17 protein-coding genes and 2 pseudogenes are annotated in these 15,611 nt (G+C 71.5%); 10 read left to right on the top strand and 9 right to left on the bottom strand.

From position 1 onward, the window contains the following. Positions 1-113 precede the first annotated feature (113 nt). The 6 genes from ACFY2A_RS02365 to ACFY2A_RS02340 all read left to right on the top strand — a co-directional run bounded on the left by ACFY2A_RS02365 (position 114) and on the right by ACFY2A_RS02340 (position 4,301). Positions 114-374 carry a hypothetical protein gene (locus ACFY2A_RS02365; protein WP_099852556.1) on the top strand — a complete coding sequence of 87 codons (261 nt, stop codon included), beginning with the start codon at positions 114-116 and terminating at the stop codon, positions 372-374. Between the two features lie 55 nt (positions 375-429). Next, a complete protein-coding gene (locus ACFY2A_RS02360; RefSeq protein WP_387167355.1) occupies positions 430-1,809 on the top strand; it encodes an MFS transporter in 1,380 nt (459 codons plus the stop codon). Positions 1,810-1,938: 129 nt separating this feature from the next. Continuing rightward, positions 1,939-2,571 (top strand): GAP family protein, encoded by a 633-nt coding sequence (locus tag ACFY2A_RS02355; protein WP_387167352.1) that lies wholly within the window; start codon positions 1,939-1,941, stop codon positions 2,569-2,571. A 70-nt stretch (positions 2,572-2,641) separates the two neighbouring features. Then, entirely contained in the window at positions 2,642-3,421 is a 780-nt protein-coding gene (locus ACFY2A_RS02350; protein ID WP_387167349.1) for an SDR family oxidoreductase, read from the top strand. Positions 3,422-3,458: 37 nt separating this feature from the next. After that, complete coding sequence (locus ACFY2A_RS02345) at positions 3,459-3,656, top strand: hypothetical protein (protein WP_363921093.1); 198 nt, start codon at positions 3,459-3,461, stop codon at positions 3,654-3,656. 96 nt (positions 3,657-3,752) lie between these two features. Next, positions 3,753-4,301, top strand: a complete 549-nt coding sequence (locus tag ACFY2A_RS02340) for a YbaK/EbsC family protein (RefSeq protein ID WP_387167529.1) — start codon at positions 3,753-3,755, stop codon at positions 4,299-4,301. A gap of 55 nt (positions 4,302-4,356) precedes the next feature. On the opposite strand, the gene ACFY2A_RS02335 is transcribed toward ACFY2A_RS02340, so the two are convergent. From ACFY2A_RS02335 to ACFY2A_RS02310, 6 genes and pseudogenes are all read right to left on the bottom strand, one after another. Next, positions 4,357-4,992 (bottom strand): DsbA family protein, encoded by a 636-nt coding sequence (locus ACFY2A_RS02335; RefSeq protein ID WP_387167346.1) that lies wholly within the window; start codon positions 4,990-4,992, stop codon positions 4,357-4,359. Positions 4,993-5,043: 51 nt separating this feature from the next. Next, on the bottom strand, positions 5,044-5,472 hold the full coding sequence (locus ACFY2A_RS02330) for a SufE family protein (protein ID WP_387167343.1): 429 nt from the start codon (positions 5,470-5,472) through the stop codon (positions 5,044-5,046). Positions 5,473-5,559: 87 nt separating this feature from the next. Further along, entirely contained in the window at positions 5,560-5,985 is a 426-nt protein-coding gene (locus ACFY2A_RS02325) for a CBS domain-containing protein (protein ID WP_387167340.1), read from the bottom strand. A gap of 75 nt (positions 5,986-6,060) precedes the next feature. Beyond that, positions 6,061-7,804, bottom strand: a pseudogene (locus tag ACFY2A_RS02320) (proline--tRNA ligase). A gap of 184 nt (positions 7,805-7,988) precedes the next feature. Then, positions 7,989-8,648: a response regulator gene (locus ACFY2A_RS02315; protein WP_387167337.1), complete on the bottom strand. Its 660-nt coding sequence runs from the start codon at positions 8,646-8,648 to the stop codon at positions 7,989-7,991. Further along, the gene (locus ACFY2A_RS02310; protein WP_387167334.1) at positions 8,645-9,898 is read right to left on the bottom strand and encodes a sensor histidine kinase; all 1,254 of its coding nucleotides are present in this window, start codon (positions 9,896-9,898) and stop codon (positions 8,645-8,647) included. The genes ACFY2A_RS02315 and ACFY2A_RS02310 overlap by 4 nt, the downstream gene beginning before the upstream one ends. 131 nt (positions 9,899-10,029) lie before the next feature. Between ACFY2A_RS02310 and ACFY2A_RS02305 the strand changes: the two genes are divergently transcribed. Then, positions 10,030-10,467, top strand: coding sequence for a hypothetical protein (locus ACFY2A_RS02305; protein ID WP_387167331.1), 438 nt, complete (start codon positions 10,030-10,032; stop codon positions 10,465-10,467). A 135-nt stretch (positions 10,468-10,602) separates the two neighbouring features. Next, positions 10,603-11,499 carry an alpha/beta fold hydrolase gene (locus ACFY2A_RS02300; RefSeq protein WP_387167328.1) on the top strand — a complete coding sequence of 299 codons (897 nt, stop codon included), beginning with the start codon at positions 10,603-10,605 and terminating at the stop codon, positions 11,497-11,499. A 99-nt stretch (positions 11,500-11,598) separates the two neighbouring features. Here the strand turns inward: ACFY2A_RS02300 and ACFY2A_RS02295 are convergent, their stop codons facing one another. Together ACFY2A_RS02295 and ACFY2A_RS02290 are read right to left on the bottom strand one after the other, a co-directional pair. Beyond that, complete coding sequence (locus tag ACFY2A_RS02295; RefSeq protein WP_387167325.1) at positions 11,599-11,787, bottom strand: DUF397 domain-containing protein; 189 nt, start codon at positions 11,785-11,787, stop codon at positions 11,599-11,601. Next, a pseudogene (locus ACFY2A_RS02290) lies at positions 11,772-12,580 on the bottom strand (helix-turn-helix domain-containing protein). Before ACFY2A_RS02290 ends, ACFY2A_RS02295 begins: the two are co-directional and overlap by 16 nt. Before the next feature lie 483 nt (positions 12,581-13,063). On the opposite strand from ACFY2A_RS02290, the gene ACFY2A_RS02285 reads away from it, so the two are divergent. After that, entirely contained in the window at positions 13,064-13,414 is a 351-nt protein-coding gene (locus ACFY2A_RS02285) for a hypothetical protein (RefSeq protein ID WP_387167322.1), read from the top strand. A 79-nt stretch (positions 13,415-13,493) separates the two neighbouring features. Here ACFY2A_RS02285 and ACFY2A_RS02280 read toward each other — a convergent pair whose 3' ends face one another. Beyond that, positions 13,494-14,132 (bottom strand): formylglycine-generating enzyme family protein, encoded by a 639-nt coding sequence (locus tag ACFY2A_RS02280; protein ID WP_387167319.1) that lies wholly within the window; start codon positions 14,130-14,132, stop codon positions 13,494-13,496. Positions 14,133-14,259: 127 nt separating this feature from the next. On the opposite strand from ACFY2A_RS02280, the gene ACFY2A_RS02275 reads away from it, so the two are divergent. Further along, the gene (locus ACFY2A_RS02275) at positions 14,260-15,027 is read left to right on the top strand and encodes an SGNH/GDSL hydrolase family protein (protein WP_387167317.1); all 768 of its coding nucleotides are present in this window, start codon (positions 14,260-14,262) and stop codon (positions 15,025-15,027) included. Positions 15,028-15,611 lie beyond the last annotated feature (584 nt).

Below are 15,611 nucleotides of genomic sequence, written 5' to 3'. Positions count from 1 at the left end.
CGGCCGGACGTCCCTTATGCCCAGCCGAGCTGGGAAAAGTTTCCTGCTCGACCGGGCATGGACGGCTGCGGCGGAGGAATCCGAGGTGGGCGTCATCGGTACGGGGAGGCGAGATGAGTGCGCTGACACGACAGCTCAGTGGAACCCGGGAGTCGTTGCAGATGTTCACCCGCCGGGTGAATGTGCCGTGGCTGGGGGAGGTGGCGGTGCCGCCGCCGGACAAGCTGACCTACTACGCCGGCATCGGGGTGCTGACCGTGCTCCAGGTGATCGAGTGGCCCTTGGCGCTGGTGATCACGGCCGGGCACCTGCTGGCCGACCAGCATCTGTCCGGGCTGGCCAAAGGGCTGGGCGAGGCGCTGGAGTCCGCCTGAGGGTAAGCCGCGTCACCCTTGACCTGAAGACTGGTTGAGGTCCGAGGCTTGCCTCATGCTGATCGCCCCGTCGCCGGTACGCGCCGAGTCGCTCTTCGCCCCTCGACTGCGGGCCATGACGGTGGGCAGCGTGGCGCTGGTCTCGTTGCTGGCGTTCGAGGCGCTGGCGGTCGGTACCGCCATGCCCACGGTCGCCCGTGCCCTGGACGGTCTGGCGCTGTACGGGATCGCCTTCGGTGGCCCGTTCGCGGCCGGCGTGGTGGCGATGGTGCTTTCCGGTATCTGGTGTGACGCCCGCGGTCCACGTGCGCCGATGTGGTCCGGTCTCGCCGGGTTCGTCGCCGGGTTGCTGCTCGCCGGTGCCGCCACCGACATGGCGACGCTTGTGGTGGGTCGGATCGTGCAGGGCTTCGGCTCGGGTCTGCTGTCGGTCGCGCTGTACGTGATCGTCGCGCAGGCGTACCCGGAGCAGCTGCACCGCCGAATCTTCGCCGCGTTCGCCGCGGCCTGGGTGGTCCCGTCGCTTGTCGGTCCGGTGGTGGCGGGGTTGGTCGTGGAGCACGTCGGCTGGCGGTGGGTGTTCCTGGCGGTGCCGGCGGTGGCGGTGCCGGCGGTGCTGTTGATCCATCCGGGGCTGCGGTCGATCGGCGTGGCCGGCCCGGTCCGCCGCTCCGCCGGGGCGCTGACGCGGATCGGTTGGGCCTGCGGGGCGGGGGTGAGCGCCGCACTGTTGCACATCGGGGGTCAGCAGCGTGGCGCCGCCGCCGTGTCGCTTGTCGGGATCGCCCTGGTCGGTCTGCTGAGCTGTGTTCCGCGACTGCTGCCGACCGGGTTCCTGCGGGCCGGTCGCGGCCTGCCCACCGTGGTGGGACTGCGGGGGTTGGCCTCAGCCGCGTTCGTCGGCGCCGAGGTGGTGATCCCGTTGATGCTGTCGCGGGAGCGGGGGTTCACGCCGACGGCGGCGGGGCTGGTGCTGACCACCGGGGCGCTCTCCTGGTCGCTCGGTTCGTGGTTGCAGGCGCGGATCCGGTCACCCCGGTCCCGGGGCACTCTGCCGAGGGCCGGTCTCACCTGCATCACGGCCGGTACCGCGGTGGTGGGCGGCTGCGTGATCCCGGCGGTGCCGGTGTGGGTGGGCATCCTCGGCTGGGCGGTCGCCGGGCTCGGCATGGGTCTGCTCTATCCGTCGCTGTCGGCGCTCACCCTGGAGCTGTCGGCCCCCGGCGAGCAGGGACGTAACAGCTCGTCCCTGCAACTGGGCGACTCGCTCGCGTCGGCGACGGTGCTGGCGCTTACCGGTGCGGTGCTCGCCGCCGGCGCGGCACCTGGACGGCTCGACTACGGGGTCACCCTCGCCGTGGCGGCCGGACTGGCGCTGCTCGGTGCCCTGCTCGCCGGCCGGGTCGTGGCTGCGCCGCGATCGGCGTCGGTCTGACCCGGCGCGGGTGCCTGCTGATCGGCGTCGGCCTGACCGGGCCGGCTGCCTTCTGACCAAAGTCGGGTGGCGGGTGGATTGGCCGAAGCGGCGGTGTGTGGCCGCGGCAGCCGGCAGGATGAGCTGGCGATGACCTTCCTGACGCTGCTGCCGTTGGCCGTGGTGATGGTCGCCGGCACCCAACTGGTGGCGGCGGTCTTCTTCGCCTCGTCCGACCGGCCACGGGCCGCCTCGCTTGGCTATCTGGCAGGCGCGGGGCTCGTCGTCCTCGGTGGTACGACGCTGGCCTGGCTGGCGGTCCGCCTGTTCAAGATCAATTTTACCGGTGCGGGGCAGGGCGCCGTTGAACGATGGCTCGACTGGCTCGTCCTGGCGCTGCTCGCGGTGCTGGCGGTGGTCGTGTTCCTGCGCCGGCACTCGGGGCCGCCGCGGTGGATGGGCCAACTCCAGCACGCCGGTCCCGGGTACGCGTCGAAGGTGGGCCTGCTGCTGTTCCTGGGCATGCCGTCCGACGACCTGACCATGGCCACCGTCGGGGCCAGCGCCGCACGGCACGACCTGCCGTGGTGGCATCTGCTGCCCTTCGTGCTGCTCACCCTCACCCTGCTCGCCCTTCCGCTGCTGGCCCTGGTGCTGCTCGGCCGCCGGGCGGCGGTGCTGCTGCCGCGTATCCGGGACTGGGCGAACAGCCACTCCTGGCTGGTCAGTGAGGCCGTCATCGTGCTCTTCGCGGTGCTCACCGCATTCGACCTGGTGAAGTGAGTCGGCTCACAGGTGGTCACGTCGTGGGCGGTTCGATCCGTCGAGCGGGCAGGCGACGAGGGAGGTTGACATGCGCGTACTGGTCACCGGGGCGGGCGGCACGCTGGGCCGAGAGGTGTCGCCCCGGCTGGTCGACGCGGGGTTCGAGGTGCGGGCCACCAGCCGCCGGCCGCGTACCGGATCAGGGGTTCGGTGGGTGACGGCGGACCTGGCCACCGGCGAAGGGATCGCCTCGGCGGTGACCGACGTGGACGCGGTGCTGCACCTGGCGTCCTCGCCGACCCGGCAGACCCAACGGATCGACGTGCTCGGCACCCGCCGCCTGGTCACCACCGCTGCCGATGCCGGGGTGCAGCACCTGGTGTACGTCTCGATCGTGGGCGTGGACCGGGTGCCCTATTCGTACTACCGGCACAAGCTGGCTGCCGAGCAGATCATCGCCGCCGGGAAGGTGCCCTGGACGGTGCTGCGGGCCACCCAGTTCTTCCCGTTCATCGACGAGCTGCTGCGCCTGTCCAGCAAATTCGGCCCGGTCATCGGTGACCGGGCGGTGCTGGCCCAGCCGGTCGACCCGGGCGAGGTGGCCGACAAGCTGGTCGAACTGCTCCGGTCCGGGGCGCGGGGCGACATCGTGGAGTACGGCGGCCCTGAGGTGCAGCGCTTCGACGAGGCGGTGCGGGCCTGGCGGCAGGCGCGCGGCTTCCGTCGACCGCTGCTGCCGATCCGCTTTCCCGGTCGCCTCGGCCGGGAACTGCGAGCGGGTGGCCTGGTCACCGACGCCCGGCCGGCGGGCCGGCGGACCTGGGCCGACTACCTGTCCGACACGTACGGGCGAACAGCGGCGCGATGACACCTGCTCAGGTTCACGTTCGCCCTACCGTCGAGCCATGCTCACGTTCGTCATCACCAGCCTCCTGTATGTCTGCGGGTTCGTCTTCCTCTACGGGGTGATCCGGCTCGCCGTGCGGCACGCGATGGAGGACATCGAGGTGCGCCGCGTCCAGGCCGCACGGGCGGAGGAGATGGCCGCCTCCCGGGACCGGGCGATGCTGGAGCGGCACGGCTTCCTGGCCAACGAGGGCTGACCGTCGGGTGCCGGTCCGGACGTCAGCCCGGGTACCGGGTCCGACCGCCGGTCTCGGTCCGCGTCGCCGGCTCTGGATGCGACGATCACAGGCGTGATGGGAACGCTGAAGACCGAGCCCGCTCGCACCCGTAGCGACCTGTTGGCCGCGCCGGTCGCCGCCGCGCTCGCCCAGTGGCCGGTCGACTCGCCGGTGGACGTCGACGCGGTGCAGGTCGCGCCGATCGACGCCGACCTCGCCGACACCGCCGCGTTCTGTGCCGCGTACGACGTCGGGTTGGACGAGTCGGCCAACTGCGTGGTCGTGGCCGGTAAGCGCGAGGGCGTGACCCGGTACGCCGCCTGCCTGGTGCTCGCCACCACCCGGGCGGACGTGAACGGAGTGGCCCGCCGGGCGCTGGATGTGCGTAAGGCGAGCTTCGCGCCGATGGCCGACGCGGTGGAGTTGACCGGCATGGAGTACGGCGGGATCACCCCGATCGGGCTGCCGTTGCAGTGGCCGATCCTGGTCGACACGCGGGTGGTGGCCATGCCGTACGTGGTGATCGGGTCGGGCGTACGACACAGCAAGATCGCACTGCCGGGCCCGGCGCTGGCCGCGTTGCCCGGTGCCCGGGTGGTGGAAGACCTGGCCAGGCCGGCCTAGCCAACGACCGTCATCGATGTCGTTGCACGTGAAACATCAACGACGTCTATGGCTGTCAGTGTGCGGCAGCCTCGCGCTGCTCAACCTCGGCAAGGGCGGTGAGCAGGGTAGCTGGTTCCTGTGCCCCGGAGATCCCGTACCTGCCGGCGAGCACGAAGGTGGGCACGCTTGTCACCCCGAGCTGTCGGGCGGCGGCCAGTTCGGCCCTCAGTTCGGCCACGCCCTCCTCGGAGTCGAGGAAGCCGCGGGCGTCGTCGCCGTCCAGGCCGACAGTGGCGGCCACCCCGGCCAACGCCTCCCGGGAGCCGATGTCGATGCCGTCGACGAAGTGGGCCCGGTGCAGCGCCTCGACCATCTCGCCGTCACGTTCCTGTCGACCGGCCCAGTTGGTCAGCCGGTGCGCGTCGAAGGTGTTGGCCGCAATCGCCCGGTCGTAGCGCAGTTCCAGACCGACGCTCGCGCCCACCTCGACGACCCGGGTGACCATCTGCCGGGCCTGCTCCTGGCCACCGAACTTCTCGGCCAGCACGTCGAGCGTCGGGCGCGGCGACGGAACCGGTGACGGGTCCAGCTGGAAGGGCCGGTGCCGGACGGTCACCTTGCCGTCGTACGACGCGAGCGCCTGCGCCAGCCGGCGGCGGCCGATCCAGCACCAGGGGCAGACCACGTCGGCGTAGATGTCGATCTCCATGACCGGAGACAACCCGCTGACCGGCAGGTCTGTTCCCGACTGCCGCCCAGGTCACCCCGTCTGCTCGCGGACCTGCCGCTTGAGCCGGGCGAGGATGGCGGTGCCGCCGCGTACCCGCAGTGGGCTGATCGCCTGCGCGAGGCCCATCCGCTGGTACAGGTCGTCCGGAACGGCGAGGACCTGTTCCGGGGAGGCACCGGCCAGCCCCTCGGCGAGGATGCCGGCGAACGCCCGGGTGGTGGGTGCCTCCGGCGGGCAGTCGAACAGGGTGTCGACGGTGCCCTCGGACGTCACCTCGGCACGCAGGAAGAACGGGGTCTGACACTCCACGACCTGCTCCATGCCCTCGTGGCCGGGGTGCCCGGCCGGCAGCGGCGGCACGGCGTCGGCGTACTCCAGCAGCATCTCCAGCACCAGATCACGGGGTGCCCCGGCGAACTCGTCGACGATCTCGGCCAGCTTGCTCGGCATCTCGGGCATTCGGCCAGGCTACCGCCGTCGCCGCGGGGTCGGATGACGTGTCGGCCGGTGCCCCGGACCGGAGGCGTCCGGGTCGGGGACGTCGCCTCACACAGTGGGCGACTGCTCGCTGATCTCGCTGAGCGCCGAGGTGGGGTCGAGCTGCATGGCGAGGTCGCCGAGGGAGACGATGCCGACCAGCTTCCGCTCGTTGTCGCACACGAGGACGCGACGGATGCCACGCTCACGCATCAGCGACGCGGCCTCACCCGCCGTGCAGAACTGCTCGATCATCACGACCTCGCGGGTGACGATCGAACCGATGGTGGTGGTGTTGGCGTTGGCGTTCTCCGCCACCGCGCGTACCACCATGTCGCGGTCGGTGAGGATGCCGGCCAGGTTGGCGCCGTCGGTGACGACGACGTCGCCGATGTCGGCCTCCTTCATCACCTTGGCCGCCTCGTCGAGGGTGGTCTCTGCCGGCAGGTAGATCACCTGCCTGGTCATCACGTCAGCGACCCGGTAACCGGTCATGAGAGCCCTCCAGAGCAACGTCGAGCCGATCGGCATGCGGTACCCCGTCACCTGACGGCTACACCATGTTCCCGCCTACCCGCCCGAGAGTTTCGCCACCAGATCCGCCACCGGCAGCTCGGTGCGCTCCCCGGTCGCCCGGTCACGCACCTCGACGTACCCGTCGGTCAGGCGGCGTCCGACCACGACGGTGCGCGGAATGCCGATCAGCTCTGCGTCAGTGAACTTCACCCCGGCGGAGACGGCGGTCCGGTCGTCGACCAGCACCCGCAGGCCCGCGTCGACGAGCCGGGCGCCGAGGTCGAGTGCCGCGTCGAGCTGCGGACCCTTGCCGGCGGCCACCAGGTGTACGTCGCACGGCGCGACCGACGTCGGCCACACCAGTCCCCGATCGTCGTGGTGCTGCTCGGCGATCGCCGCCACCGCCCGGGACACCCCAATGCCGTAGCAGCCCATGGTGGGCCGGACCGGCTTGCCCTGTGGACCGAGGACGTCCACGGCGAAGGTGTCGGTGTAGCGCCGGCCGAGTTGGAAAATGTGCCCGATCTCGATGCCCCGGCGCATCGTCAACCGACCGGTGGCACAGGCCGGACAGGGGTCACCGGGGCGGACCTCGGCGGCTTCGACCGTGCCGTCAGGGGTGAAGTCCCGGCCGCACACCACGTTTGTGGCGGGCCGGCCGGGCTCGTTCGCACCGGTCAGCCAGGCGGTGCCGGGCACGACCCGGGGGTCGACCAGGTAGCGGACGCCGAGCTTGTCGAAAACCTGCGGCCCGAGGTAGCCCCGCACCAGCTCGGGATGCTCGTTCCAGGCGTCGAAGACGTCCACGGTGGCCGGTGCCAGTGCGGCGGCCAGCCGTTTGAGGTCGACCTCGCGGTCGCCGGGCAACCCGACCACCAGCAGTTCGGGCGTTTCGGCACCCGGCCGGCGTACCGTCAGCACGACGTTCTTCAGGGTGTCGGCGGCCGACCAGTCGTCCCGGCCGGCCAACCGGCGGTTATTGGCGAGCGCGACCAGGCTGGCGATGGTCGGCGTCTCGGGGGTGTCGTGCACCTCGGTCGCCGGCCGCGCCTGCGGGTCGCCGGCCGCCGGGGCGGGCGTGGTCACCGCCTCGGTGTTGGCCGCGTACTGGCAGTCGGTGCAGCCGACGTAGGTGTCCTCGCCGACCGGCGTGGTGGCCAGGAACTCCTCGGACGCGGAGCCGCCCATCGCGCCCGACATCGCGTGCACCACCGTGTAGTCGAGTCCGAGCCGGTCGAAGATCCGCTGGTACGCCACCCGGTGCCGGCCGTACGCGGCCCGCAGGCCCTCGTCGTCAAGGTCGAAGGAGTACGCGTCCTTCATCAGGAACTCGCGCCCGCGCAGCAGACCGGCGCGGGGGCGGGCCTCGTCGCGGAACTTGGTCTGGATCTGGAACAGCGTCACCGGGAGATCGCGGTACGAGGTGAACAGCTCCTTGACCAGCAGCGCGGCCAACTCCTCGTGGGTCGGTGCCAGCAGGTGCTCGGCACCGCGCCGGTCGGTCAGGGTGAAGATGTCGTCGCCGTACTCGGTCCACCGCCCGCTGGTGCGGTACGGGCTCGGCGGGCAGCAGGGCTGGAAAATGCACCTCCTGGTCGCCGATCGCGGTCATCCCGGCCCGCACGATCTCGGTGACCCGCTCCAGCACCAGCCTGCCCAGCGGCAGCCAGGTGTAGCCGCCCGGTGCCGCCCGCCGGATGTACCCGGCCCGCAGCAGCAGCCGGTGGCTCGGCACCTCCGCGTCCGCCGGATCCTCCCGCAGGGTCCGAATCAGCGACGTCGACATCCGCAGCATCACCCCCGCACCCTAGAACCCCACCCCCCACCCCACCGACCCATTTCCTCCCCCACCCCACCCGTGCCCCCGGCGCATCCCCGGCGTGCCCCGGCGCGTTGATCAAGAAGTTTTCGTCGTGGATCGGCCGTTTCCTGACCAAAACTTCTTGATCACCGCGCAAAGGGCGGGGCCGGGGGGGTGGGGGTTATGGGTGGGGGGTGGTTAGGCCGGCGCGGTGGGCGATCACGGCTAGGGCGGTGCGGTCGCGGGCGTTCAGCTTGGTGAGGAGGCGGCTGACGTAGGTGCGGGCGGTGGCCGGGCTGATGAACAGCGCGCGGCCGATCTCGTCGTTCGTCTCACCCAGCCCGACCCGGGCCAGTACGGCACGCTCCCGGTCGGTGAGCACGGACAGCCGAGGATTGGGCGGCGGCTGCTTCGGCGTGGCGGCGAGCCGCTCCATGACCCGGCGGGCGACCGTTGGCGAGAGCAGGTTCCCGCCGGCCGCGGCGGTGTGCACCGCCCGCCGCAGGTCGTCCGAGGGCGTGTCCTTCAGCAGGTAGCCGGCGGCACCGAGGCCGACCGCCTCGATGATGTCCTCGTCGTCGTCGAAGGTGGTGAGGATCAGCACCCGGGTGGCCGCCAGGGTGTCGTCGGCGCGGATGGCCGCGGTGGCGGCCAGGCCGTCCATCACCGGCATCCGGATGTCCATGAGTACGACGTCCGGCCGCAACTGGCGGGCCAGGCGCAGACCTGAGCGGCCGTCGGCAGCCTCGCCGACCACGGTGAGTTGCGGGTCGGCCGCCAGCAAGGTGCGTATCCCGGCTCGGACGAGATCCTGGTCGTCGACCACCAGCACGCTTGTCATGCCGGCTCCGCCAGGGGTAGCACCGCGTGTACCACGAAACCCGCGTGCCGGTGCCCGGCGGTGAGTGTGCCGCCGAGGCTCTCGGCCCGTTCCCGCATCCCGGCGATGCCGTGCCCGGACCGGGCCACCGCTGGCGGCTCGACCAGGCCGTTCGCGGCATCGCGGTAGGCCGGCGGCTCGGCCAGCTCTGCGCTGCGTGTCGGCTCTGCGCTGTGTGTCGGCTCTGGGTCGGGGGTCGGGTCGGAGCCGGTGTCGGTGACGGTGACGGTGAGCTGATCGCCGTGCTGCTCGGCGCGGATCTCGACGCGGCTGCCGGCGGAGTGCCGGACCACGTTGGTGACCGCTTCCTGCACGATCCGGAACGCGGCGGCCTCCACCGGCGCCGGCAGGGGCGTGTCGACGGCCACCCGTACGTCGACGTCGAACCCGGCGGCCGAGGCGGCCCGGGTGACCGCGTCGAGGTTGGCCAGCGAGACGACGGTGCGTGGCGGGTCGCCCGGTGACCGCAGCAGGGTCACCGTGCGCCGCAGGTCATCCATGCTGCGGCGGGCGGTGGACCGGATCAGCTCCAAGGCCGACCGGGCGGTGGCCTCGTCACGGCCCAGCGCCTCCCGGGCGACGTCGGCGTGCAGCGCGATCACCGAGGTGGTGTGGCCGAGGGAGTCGTGCAGGTCACGGGCGATGGCCATCCGCTCGTCCCGCAGCCGGGTCTGCGCCTCCTGCCGGTACCGGGCCTCGGTCAGCTCGGCGATCCGGCGGGCGTCCGCCTGCGCGGCCCGCCGGGACCGCAGGCTGTCGCCGAGGGCGATCGCCGCACCCATCAGCAGGACGTGCCCGGCCAGCTCGTAGCCGACGACGAAGGAGAAGTCCTGCCCCTCGGCGAGCCGGAAGACCACCGAGACCACGATCACCAGCACGGCGGCGACGATCGAGGCGGTGATCCGGCCGTGTTCGGCCGCGGAGAACAGGGCGGCGGCGACCGGCACGGCCAGGCCGATGGCCGGGTAGCCGGCGGCGTAGTAGGCGAACAGGCCGAGCACGCTGACGGCCAGCACCACCACCGGGTAGCGTCGCCGGACCAGCATCAACGCGCCCAGGCCGACCGCCCACAGGTACGCGACGGGGTCCGGCCCGTGCCGGCCGCCCTCGTTCGCGGTGATGACGATCGACACGGTGACGGCGACGCCTGCGCCGAGGAGCACGTCGGTGACCCAGGGACGTACCCTCCGCTGCGTCGACTGGCCGGCCACGAAATCAGCGTACGGCGAGGTCGGGCCGGCCGGAGTCGTCAGAAGGCGACACCGGGGATCGCCTACCGACGTACCGTGACCGGGTCCGTGAGCGGATGGCGCGGTGACCGATCGTTCCTAGCGTTGCCGGCGTGAACACGTCACCTCGCCCGGCTCTCGGGCTTCCGTTGCTCACCCTGCTCGGGTTGGCACTGCTCGGCCTGCCTCGGGTGGTGCTGCACGACCTGGGTCTGGTACACGAGCGCACCTTCGTCAACCTGCTCCTGGTGGTCGTACCGCCGATCGTGTGGATCGCCGTGGCGCTGGCGAAGCGGGTGCCCAACCCGTTCCTGACCCTGCTCGTCGTCGGTTTGCTGTACGGCGTCCTGCTGGCCGTGACCCATCAGCTGCTCTGGCACGTCGCTTTCGACGAGCAGCCGACCCTCGGCGGCAACCTGACCGATCTCGCGCCGGGAGCGCAGGCCGTCATCGTGCGGTTCTTCGCCGCGATCAGCAGCCTCTTCACCGGCGTCATCGTCGGCGTCGTCGCGGGCGTGATCGCCTGGGCCCTCTCCCGCCAGCGTCCCTGAGGAGGATCTTGGTCCGGCAGCGCCCTTCCAGCGGCGTTCCCGGACCAAGATCTGCGGAAGCGGTCTCGGTGACCGTCGCGACGTCCTAGGTTCGGTGACGGACGGGGTGGCGTTGGCCGGGGCGGGGTGGGGGCGTTGTTCACTGACGTACGGAAGGTCGAGGCCGGCGTACTTGATGTCGGTTATGTCGACGCCGGTCCACCGGACGGTCCGGTGGTGCTGCTGCTGCACGGCTGGCCGTACGACATCCACAGCTTCGCCGAGACGGTGCCGCTGCTGACCAGCGCCGGTCACCGGGTGCTCCTGCCCTACGCGCGCGGGCACGGCACAACCCGGTTCCGGTCGGCTGACGCGGTGCGCAACGCCGAGCCGGCCGCCCTCGCGGTCGACACCGTCGCGTTCCTCGACGCGCTGGAGATCGAGCGGGCGACCCTGGCCGGGTTCGACTGGGGTGCCCGCAGCGCCGGCATCGTGGCCGCACTCTGGCCGGAGCGCTGCCGGGGGCTGGTCGCGGTGAGCGGTTACCTGATCGACGGTCAGGCGTCCGGTCGGGTGCCGCTGCCCCCGGTGGCCGAGCACGCCTGGTGGTACCAGTACTACTTCGCCACCGAACGCGGCCGGGAGGGGTACGCGCGCAACACCCGCGACTTCGCCAAGCTGATCTGGCGGACGGCCTCGCCGAGGTGGGACTTCGACGACGCCACCTTCGACCGCAGCGCGGCGGCGCTCGACAACCCGGACCACGTCGACGTCGTCATCCACAACTACCGGTGGCGGCTGGGCCTCGCCGACGGAGAGCCGCAGTACGCGGACCTGGAGGAACGGCTGGCCGGCAAACCGCCGATCAGCGTGCCGACGATCAGTCTCGAAGGGGACGCCAACGGCGCACCCCACCCACAACCCCAGGTGTACGCCAAGCAGTTCACCGGCCCGTACGAGCACCGTACGGTCAGTGGCGGGGTGGGGCACAACCTGCCGCAGGAGGCACCGCAGGCTTTCGCCGACGCGGTGCTGGCGGTCGCCTCCCGCTGACCAGCGGGTCGCCGGACCAGCGGGTCAGCGGGTGGGCGAGGCAGCGCTCAGCGGGTCGGCGGACCAGCGGGTCAGCGGTCAGCGGTCAGCGGTCAGCGGTCAGCGGAGCTTGTTGTGGGCGACGAAGCGACGCCAGGCGGTGGGGGCGAAGGTGAGCACCGGGCCGGTGGCGTCCTTGCTGTCACGCACGCCGACGACGCCGGGCAGGTTGTCGGCCACCTCGACGCACTCGCTGCTGCCGCTGCGGGTGGATTTGCGCCAGGTCGCGCCGGTCAGATCGTGGACCACGACTCCATCACTTCCTTCATCAGCAGCTCGGACTGTCCTTTGGGGAGGGCAACGCTGCGGATTCCCTCCCACCTCGCATGCAGAGTAGCGAGTTCGTCGGCCCTGTCGATTGTCGCGCCGCCGACGTGATTCTCCAGGTAGCCGACCCAATCGCCGTCGGCCCCCCGGGCCAGGGCGAACGGGCCGTCGAGCCCACATGCACGCTCATCTCGGCCGGGATGACGAGGATCAACACGCCACCGCGTTGCACGCATTCGAGCAGGTGCCCGATCTGCTGCGTCATGATGCCCCGGAAGCTCTCGTCTGCCCGGCGCAGCGTGGCCTCCTCGATCACCGCGATCAGGATCGGCGGGTCCGGCCGGGTGAGGATCGCCTGCCGGTCCATCCGTACCGCTAGCCGCCGCTCCACCTCCTCGTCGGTGAGCATGTCGTCGGCGCGGATCACCGCACGGGCGTAGTGCTCGGTCTGGAGCAGACCGGGGATCAGCGTCGGGTGGTAGCAGCGCAACTGGGTGGCGCTGCGCTCGGCGTCCAGCCAGGGCCGCAGGAAGTTCGGCTGGCCGTGCAACTCGGCGATGCGCAGCAGGCCCAGCAGCAGGCCGTCGCTGTTCAGCACCTCGTCGGCCCGCTTGAGAAAGAGCCTGTCGAACGGGCGCTGCCCCAGCTCGATCGCGGAGATCTGCGACCCGGAGAAGTGCACCTGCTTGCCGAAATCCTCCTGGGTCAGATCGGCGGCCAGCCGCAGCCGGCGCAGCTGCGCCCGGATCAGTTCGGCGGTCGGCTCGGATTCCACAGTGCCTCCACGATCAATGGCCTGCTCAAACGGGCTTCCCGGCCGGGCATCGGTCGTGCCACGGCCGGCGTCGATGCCTTCCGACAGTAGTCGCGCGGTCACCACACTGTCACCTGGCGGTCCTGCTCCCATCCATCGGGGACGGGGTGGGGCTGCGCCGGGGCCGCCCCCGCTATCCCCCGTGCCGGGGCGGCCCCTTCCGCTTAGCCGCAGGAGGTGGAGATGCCCGACCCGAACCAGCCACCACGTCATGACGGCGTCGGCGGCCCGGCCGACACCGGCCCCGGAACGCCGCCGCCTGGCTGTCCGGCCGGGCCGCTGGCGGCAAGCCGTAGTGACCTGGCCTCGCCGCCGACACCAGTCGATGCCGGCGCGGAACCGCAGCCGGCCGTGCCGCTTGGTCGTTCGGGCGGGCAGCCAGCGGTAGAGCGTGGTGATCTGGCGAGACAGTCGGCCGTACCGTCTCGTGGTCGGGCTGCGGGGATGCCCGTTGCGCGTCGCGGACCGGCGGCCGAGCGGCCCCGGCGACATCCGTTAGACGGGCCGCAGCATCTGCCGCTACGCCCGCTCTGGTTGTGCCGCGCCTGCGGGCTGTCCTGGCCGTGCGCCGAGGCCCGGCTGCTGCTGCGGGTCGAGTACGACAGCCGCTGGCTCGACCTGGCCGTCTACCTGTCCGGGCTCTACTACGAGGCGACCCACGACCTGTTCCGGTTGGACCCGGAGGGCGGCCCCACCCCGCGTGAGCTGTTCCAGCGGTTCGTTGCCTGGGGCCCGTACCGTCGCCCGGCTGTCGCCCTGCCCCCGGCCTGCACCGGCTGCTGCCGCACCACCTGACACCGACCGGGTTCAGGGCCGGCCGACTGAGGTAGTCGGGCCCGGGGTCGGCCGACGGTCCGGTGGCCGCAGACCCTGCTCAGCCGGAGCGCGCCAGCCGGAAGCCCACGTCGTCGACGGTGAAGGTCGGGTGGCTGCGGCGGCGTACCGAGGCGCGGCAACTCCAGTGCTCGTCGAACCAGCCGCCGCCCCGGAGCACCCGGTAGCTGCCGTAGACCTCCGCGTCGTAGACGTCCCAGCACCAGTCCCACACGTTGCCCAACATGTCGTACAGGCCCCAGGCGTTGGGCTGTCGGCCGCCGACCTCGTGGACGCGTCCGCCGGAGTTGTCGCGGTACCAGGCGATCTCGTCGAGCGGCCCGTACCGGGGGCCGGTCGTGCCGGCCCGGCAGGCGTACTCCCACTCGGCCTCGGTCGGCAGGCGGTAGCCGTCGGCGGCGACGTCCCAGTCGACGTGCTCGCCGTCGACCCGGTACGCCGGCCGCAGCCCTTCCCGCTCCGAGCGGGCGTTGCAGAACCGGATCGCGTCCCACCAGGAGACGCTCTCGACCGGCCGACGGTCACCGGCGGAGGCGCTGGGACGCTCCCCGGTGACCTGCGCGTACTCGGCCTGGGTGACCGGGAAGGCGGCGAGTTGGTATGCCTCGACCTCGACCGACCACCGGCGCTCGGTCCGTCGATCGGAAAGCTGCACCCGCCCGGCGGAGATGGACACCATCACCCGTGCAGTGTCGATGACGTCCGCCACGTTCCCCCGTACGGGGCACCGCCAGGAGGGTGGCCGATGCAAAACTTCCGGTGGTAGGCAGGGGTTCCTTCCTACTCACAGGTCGGAGGAGTGAGCAGTGCGCTGGCGCAGTTACGTCGCGGTCGGGGACAGCTTCACCGAGGGTCTGGACGACGCGTATCCGGACGGCAGCTTCCGGGGTTGGGCGGATCTGGTGGCCACCCGGCTCGCCGCCGAGGTCGGCCCGGACTTCACCTACGCCAACCTGGCCATCCGGGGGCGGACCTTCCCGAGCGTGGTGGCCGAGCAGGCACCGGCGGCGCTGGCGATGAAGCCCGACCTGATCAGCTTCGCGGCGGGCGGCAACGATGTGCTGCGGCGCAGCTTCGACCCGGACACCCTGGTCTCCCGCTTCGATGAGGTGGTCGGCCGGCTGCGCAGCGGCGGCGCCGACGTGCTGCTGTTCCGGTTCGCCGACGTGATGGCGCGGCTGCCCGGCCAACGGCTGATCGCGCCCCGGGTCGCCCTGCTCAACCGTGCTGTCGGCGAGACCGCCGAGCGGCACGGGGCCATCCTGGTCGACCTGTACGCCGACGACACGTACCTGAACCCGATGCTCTGGAGCACCGACCGGCTGCACCTGTCCCCGGCCGGGCACCGCCGCGTCGCCGGCCAGGTGCTCAACGCCCTCGGTGTCGGCTGCGACGAGGAGTGGCTGCTCGTCCCACCGAACCCGGAGCCCACCCCCTGGCTGTCCGCTCGCTCCGCCGACCTCCGCTGGGCCGGTCAACACCTGGCCCCCTGGATCAAGCGCCGCCTCACCGGCCGCTCCTCCGGCGACACCCGCACCGCCAAACGCCCCACCCTCACCCCCCTAACCGACTAACCCCACCCACCCACCCACCCCTCCTGGCTGATCATGAAGTTATTGCCCTAGTTGATCTCCAAATCGGACAATAACTTCATGATCAACGGGGCCGGGTGGGGCCGGGCGGGGCCGGGCGGGGGTGGGTGGGGGTGGGTGGGTGGGGTGTTAGTGGAGGTGGCGGGTCCAGGTTCTGGTTTGGGCGGGGCCGGTGCCGAGGGTGGTGTCGGTCGGGGTGGTGATGACGATGGTGTCGTCGGGGAGCACCTGCACCGTCGGGGGGTGCTCGCCGCCGGTGAGGCGGCGGCGGAGTTCGGGGACATCGAGATAGCGGTCGCCCATCCAGTAGCCCACGTTGCCCCACGGGTTGGTCACTGCCAGCAGGCCACCGTTGACCGCGGCGACGGAGTTCGTGTCGGGCGGTAGTTCCGTCCGCTCCTGCCACCGGTCGCCATCCAACCGCCACACCCGCTTCCGGGTCGAAACGTCGAAACCCCCATGGATGTTGACCAGCCACGCGTCCCGACCGTCGGGTGAGACCAGCAGTTGAGCGGCACCGGCAACGGCAGGCAGCTTTTGCCATGTCGCGCCGTCGTCGTCACTCA

The sequence above is a fragment of the Micromonospora sp. NPDC000442 genome (genome assembly GCF_042898635.1).
Classification (GTDB): Bacteria; Actinomycetota; Actinomycetes; order Mycobacteriales; family Micromonosporaceae; genus Micromonospora.
Note: the sequence above shows the minus strand (reverse complement) of the source record. Positions and strands in the feature narration are given on the sequence as shown.

Excerpts from the sequence above, each read along its gene's own strand:
- ACFY2A_RS02365 (WP_099852556.1), top strand. The coding sequence starts at position 114 with ATGAGTGCGCTGACACGACAGCTCAGTGGAACCCGGGAGTCGTTGCAG.
- ACFY2A_RS02360 (WP_387167355.1), top strand. The coding sequence starts at position 430 with ATGCTGATCGCCCCGTCGCCGGTACGCGCCGAGTCGCTCTTCGCCCCT.
- ACFY2A_RS02355 (WP_387167352.1), top strand. The coding sequence starts at position 1,939 with ATGACCTTCCTGACGCTGCTGCCGTTGGCCGTGGTGATGGTCGCCGGC.
- ACFY2A_RS02350 (WP_387167349.1), top strand. The coding sequence starts at position 2,642 with ATGCGCGTACTGGTCACCGGGGCGGGCGGCACGCTGGGCCGAGAGGTG.
- ACFY2A_RS02345 (WP_363921093.1), top strand. The coding sequence starts at position 3,459 with ATGCTCACGTTCGTCATCACCAGCCTCCTGTATGTCTGCGGGTTCGTC.
- ACFY2A_RS02340 (WP_387167529.1), top strand. The coding sequence starts at position 3,753 with ATGGGAACGCTGAAGACCGAGCCCGCTCGCACCCGTAGCGACCTGTTG.
- ACFY2A_RS02335 (WP_387167346.1), bottom strand. The coding sequence starts at position 4,992 with ATGGAGATCGACATCTACGCCGACGTGGTCTGCCCCTGGTGCTGGATC.
- ACFY2A_RS02330 (WP_387167343.1), bottom strand. The coding sequence starts at position 5,472 with ATGCCCGAGATGCCGAGCAAGCTGGCCGAGATCGTCGACGAGTTCGCC.
- ACFY2A_RS02325 (WP_387167340.1), bottom strand. The coding sequence starts at position 5,985 with ATGACCGGTTACCGGGTCGCTGACGTGATGACCAGGCAGGTGATCTAC.
- ACFY2A_RS02315 (WP_387167337.1), bottom strand. The coding sequence starts at position 8,648 with ATGACAAGCGTGCTGGTGGTCGACGACCAGGATCTCGTCCGAGCCGGG.
- ACFY2A_RS02285 (WP_387167322.1), top strand. The coding sequence starts at position 13,064 with ATGCCCGTTGCGCGTCGCGGACCGGCGGCCGAGCGGCCCCGGCGACAT.
- ACFY2A_RS02280 (WP_387167319.1), bottom strand. The coding sequence starts at position 14,132 with ATGGTGTCCATCTCCGCCGGGCGGGTGCAGCTTTCCGATCGACGGACC.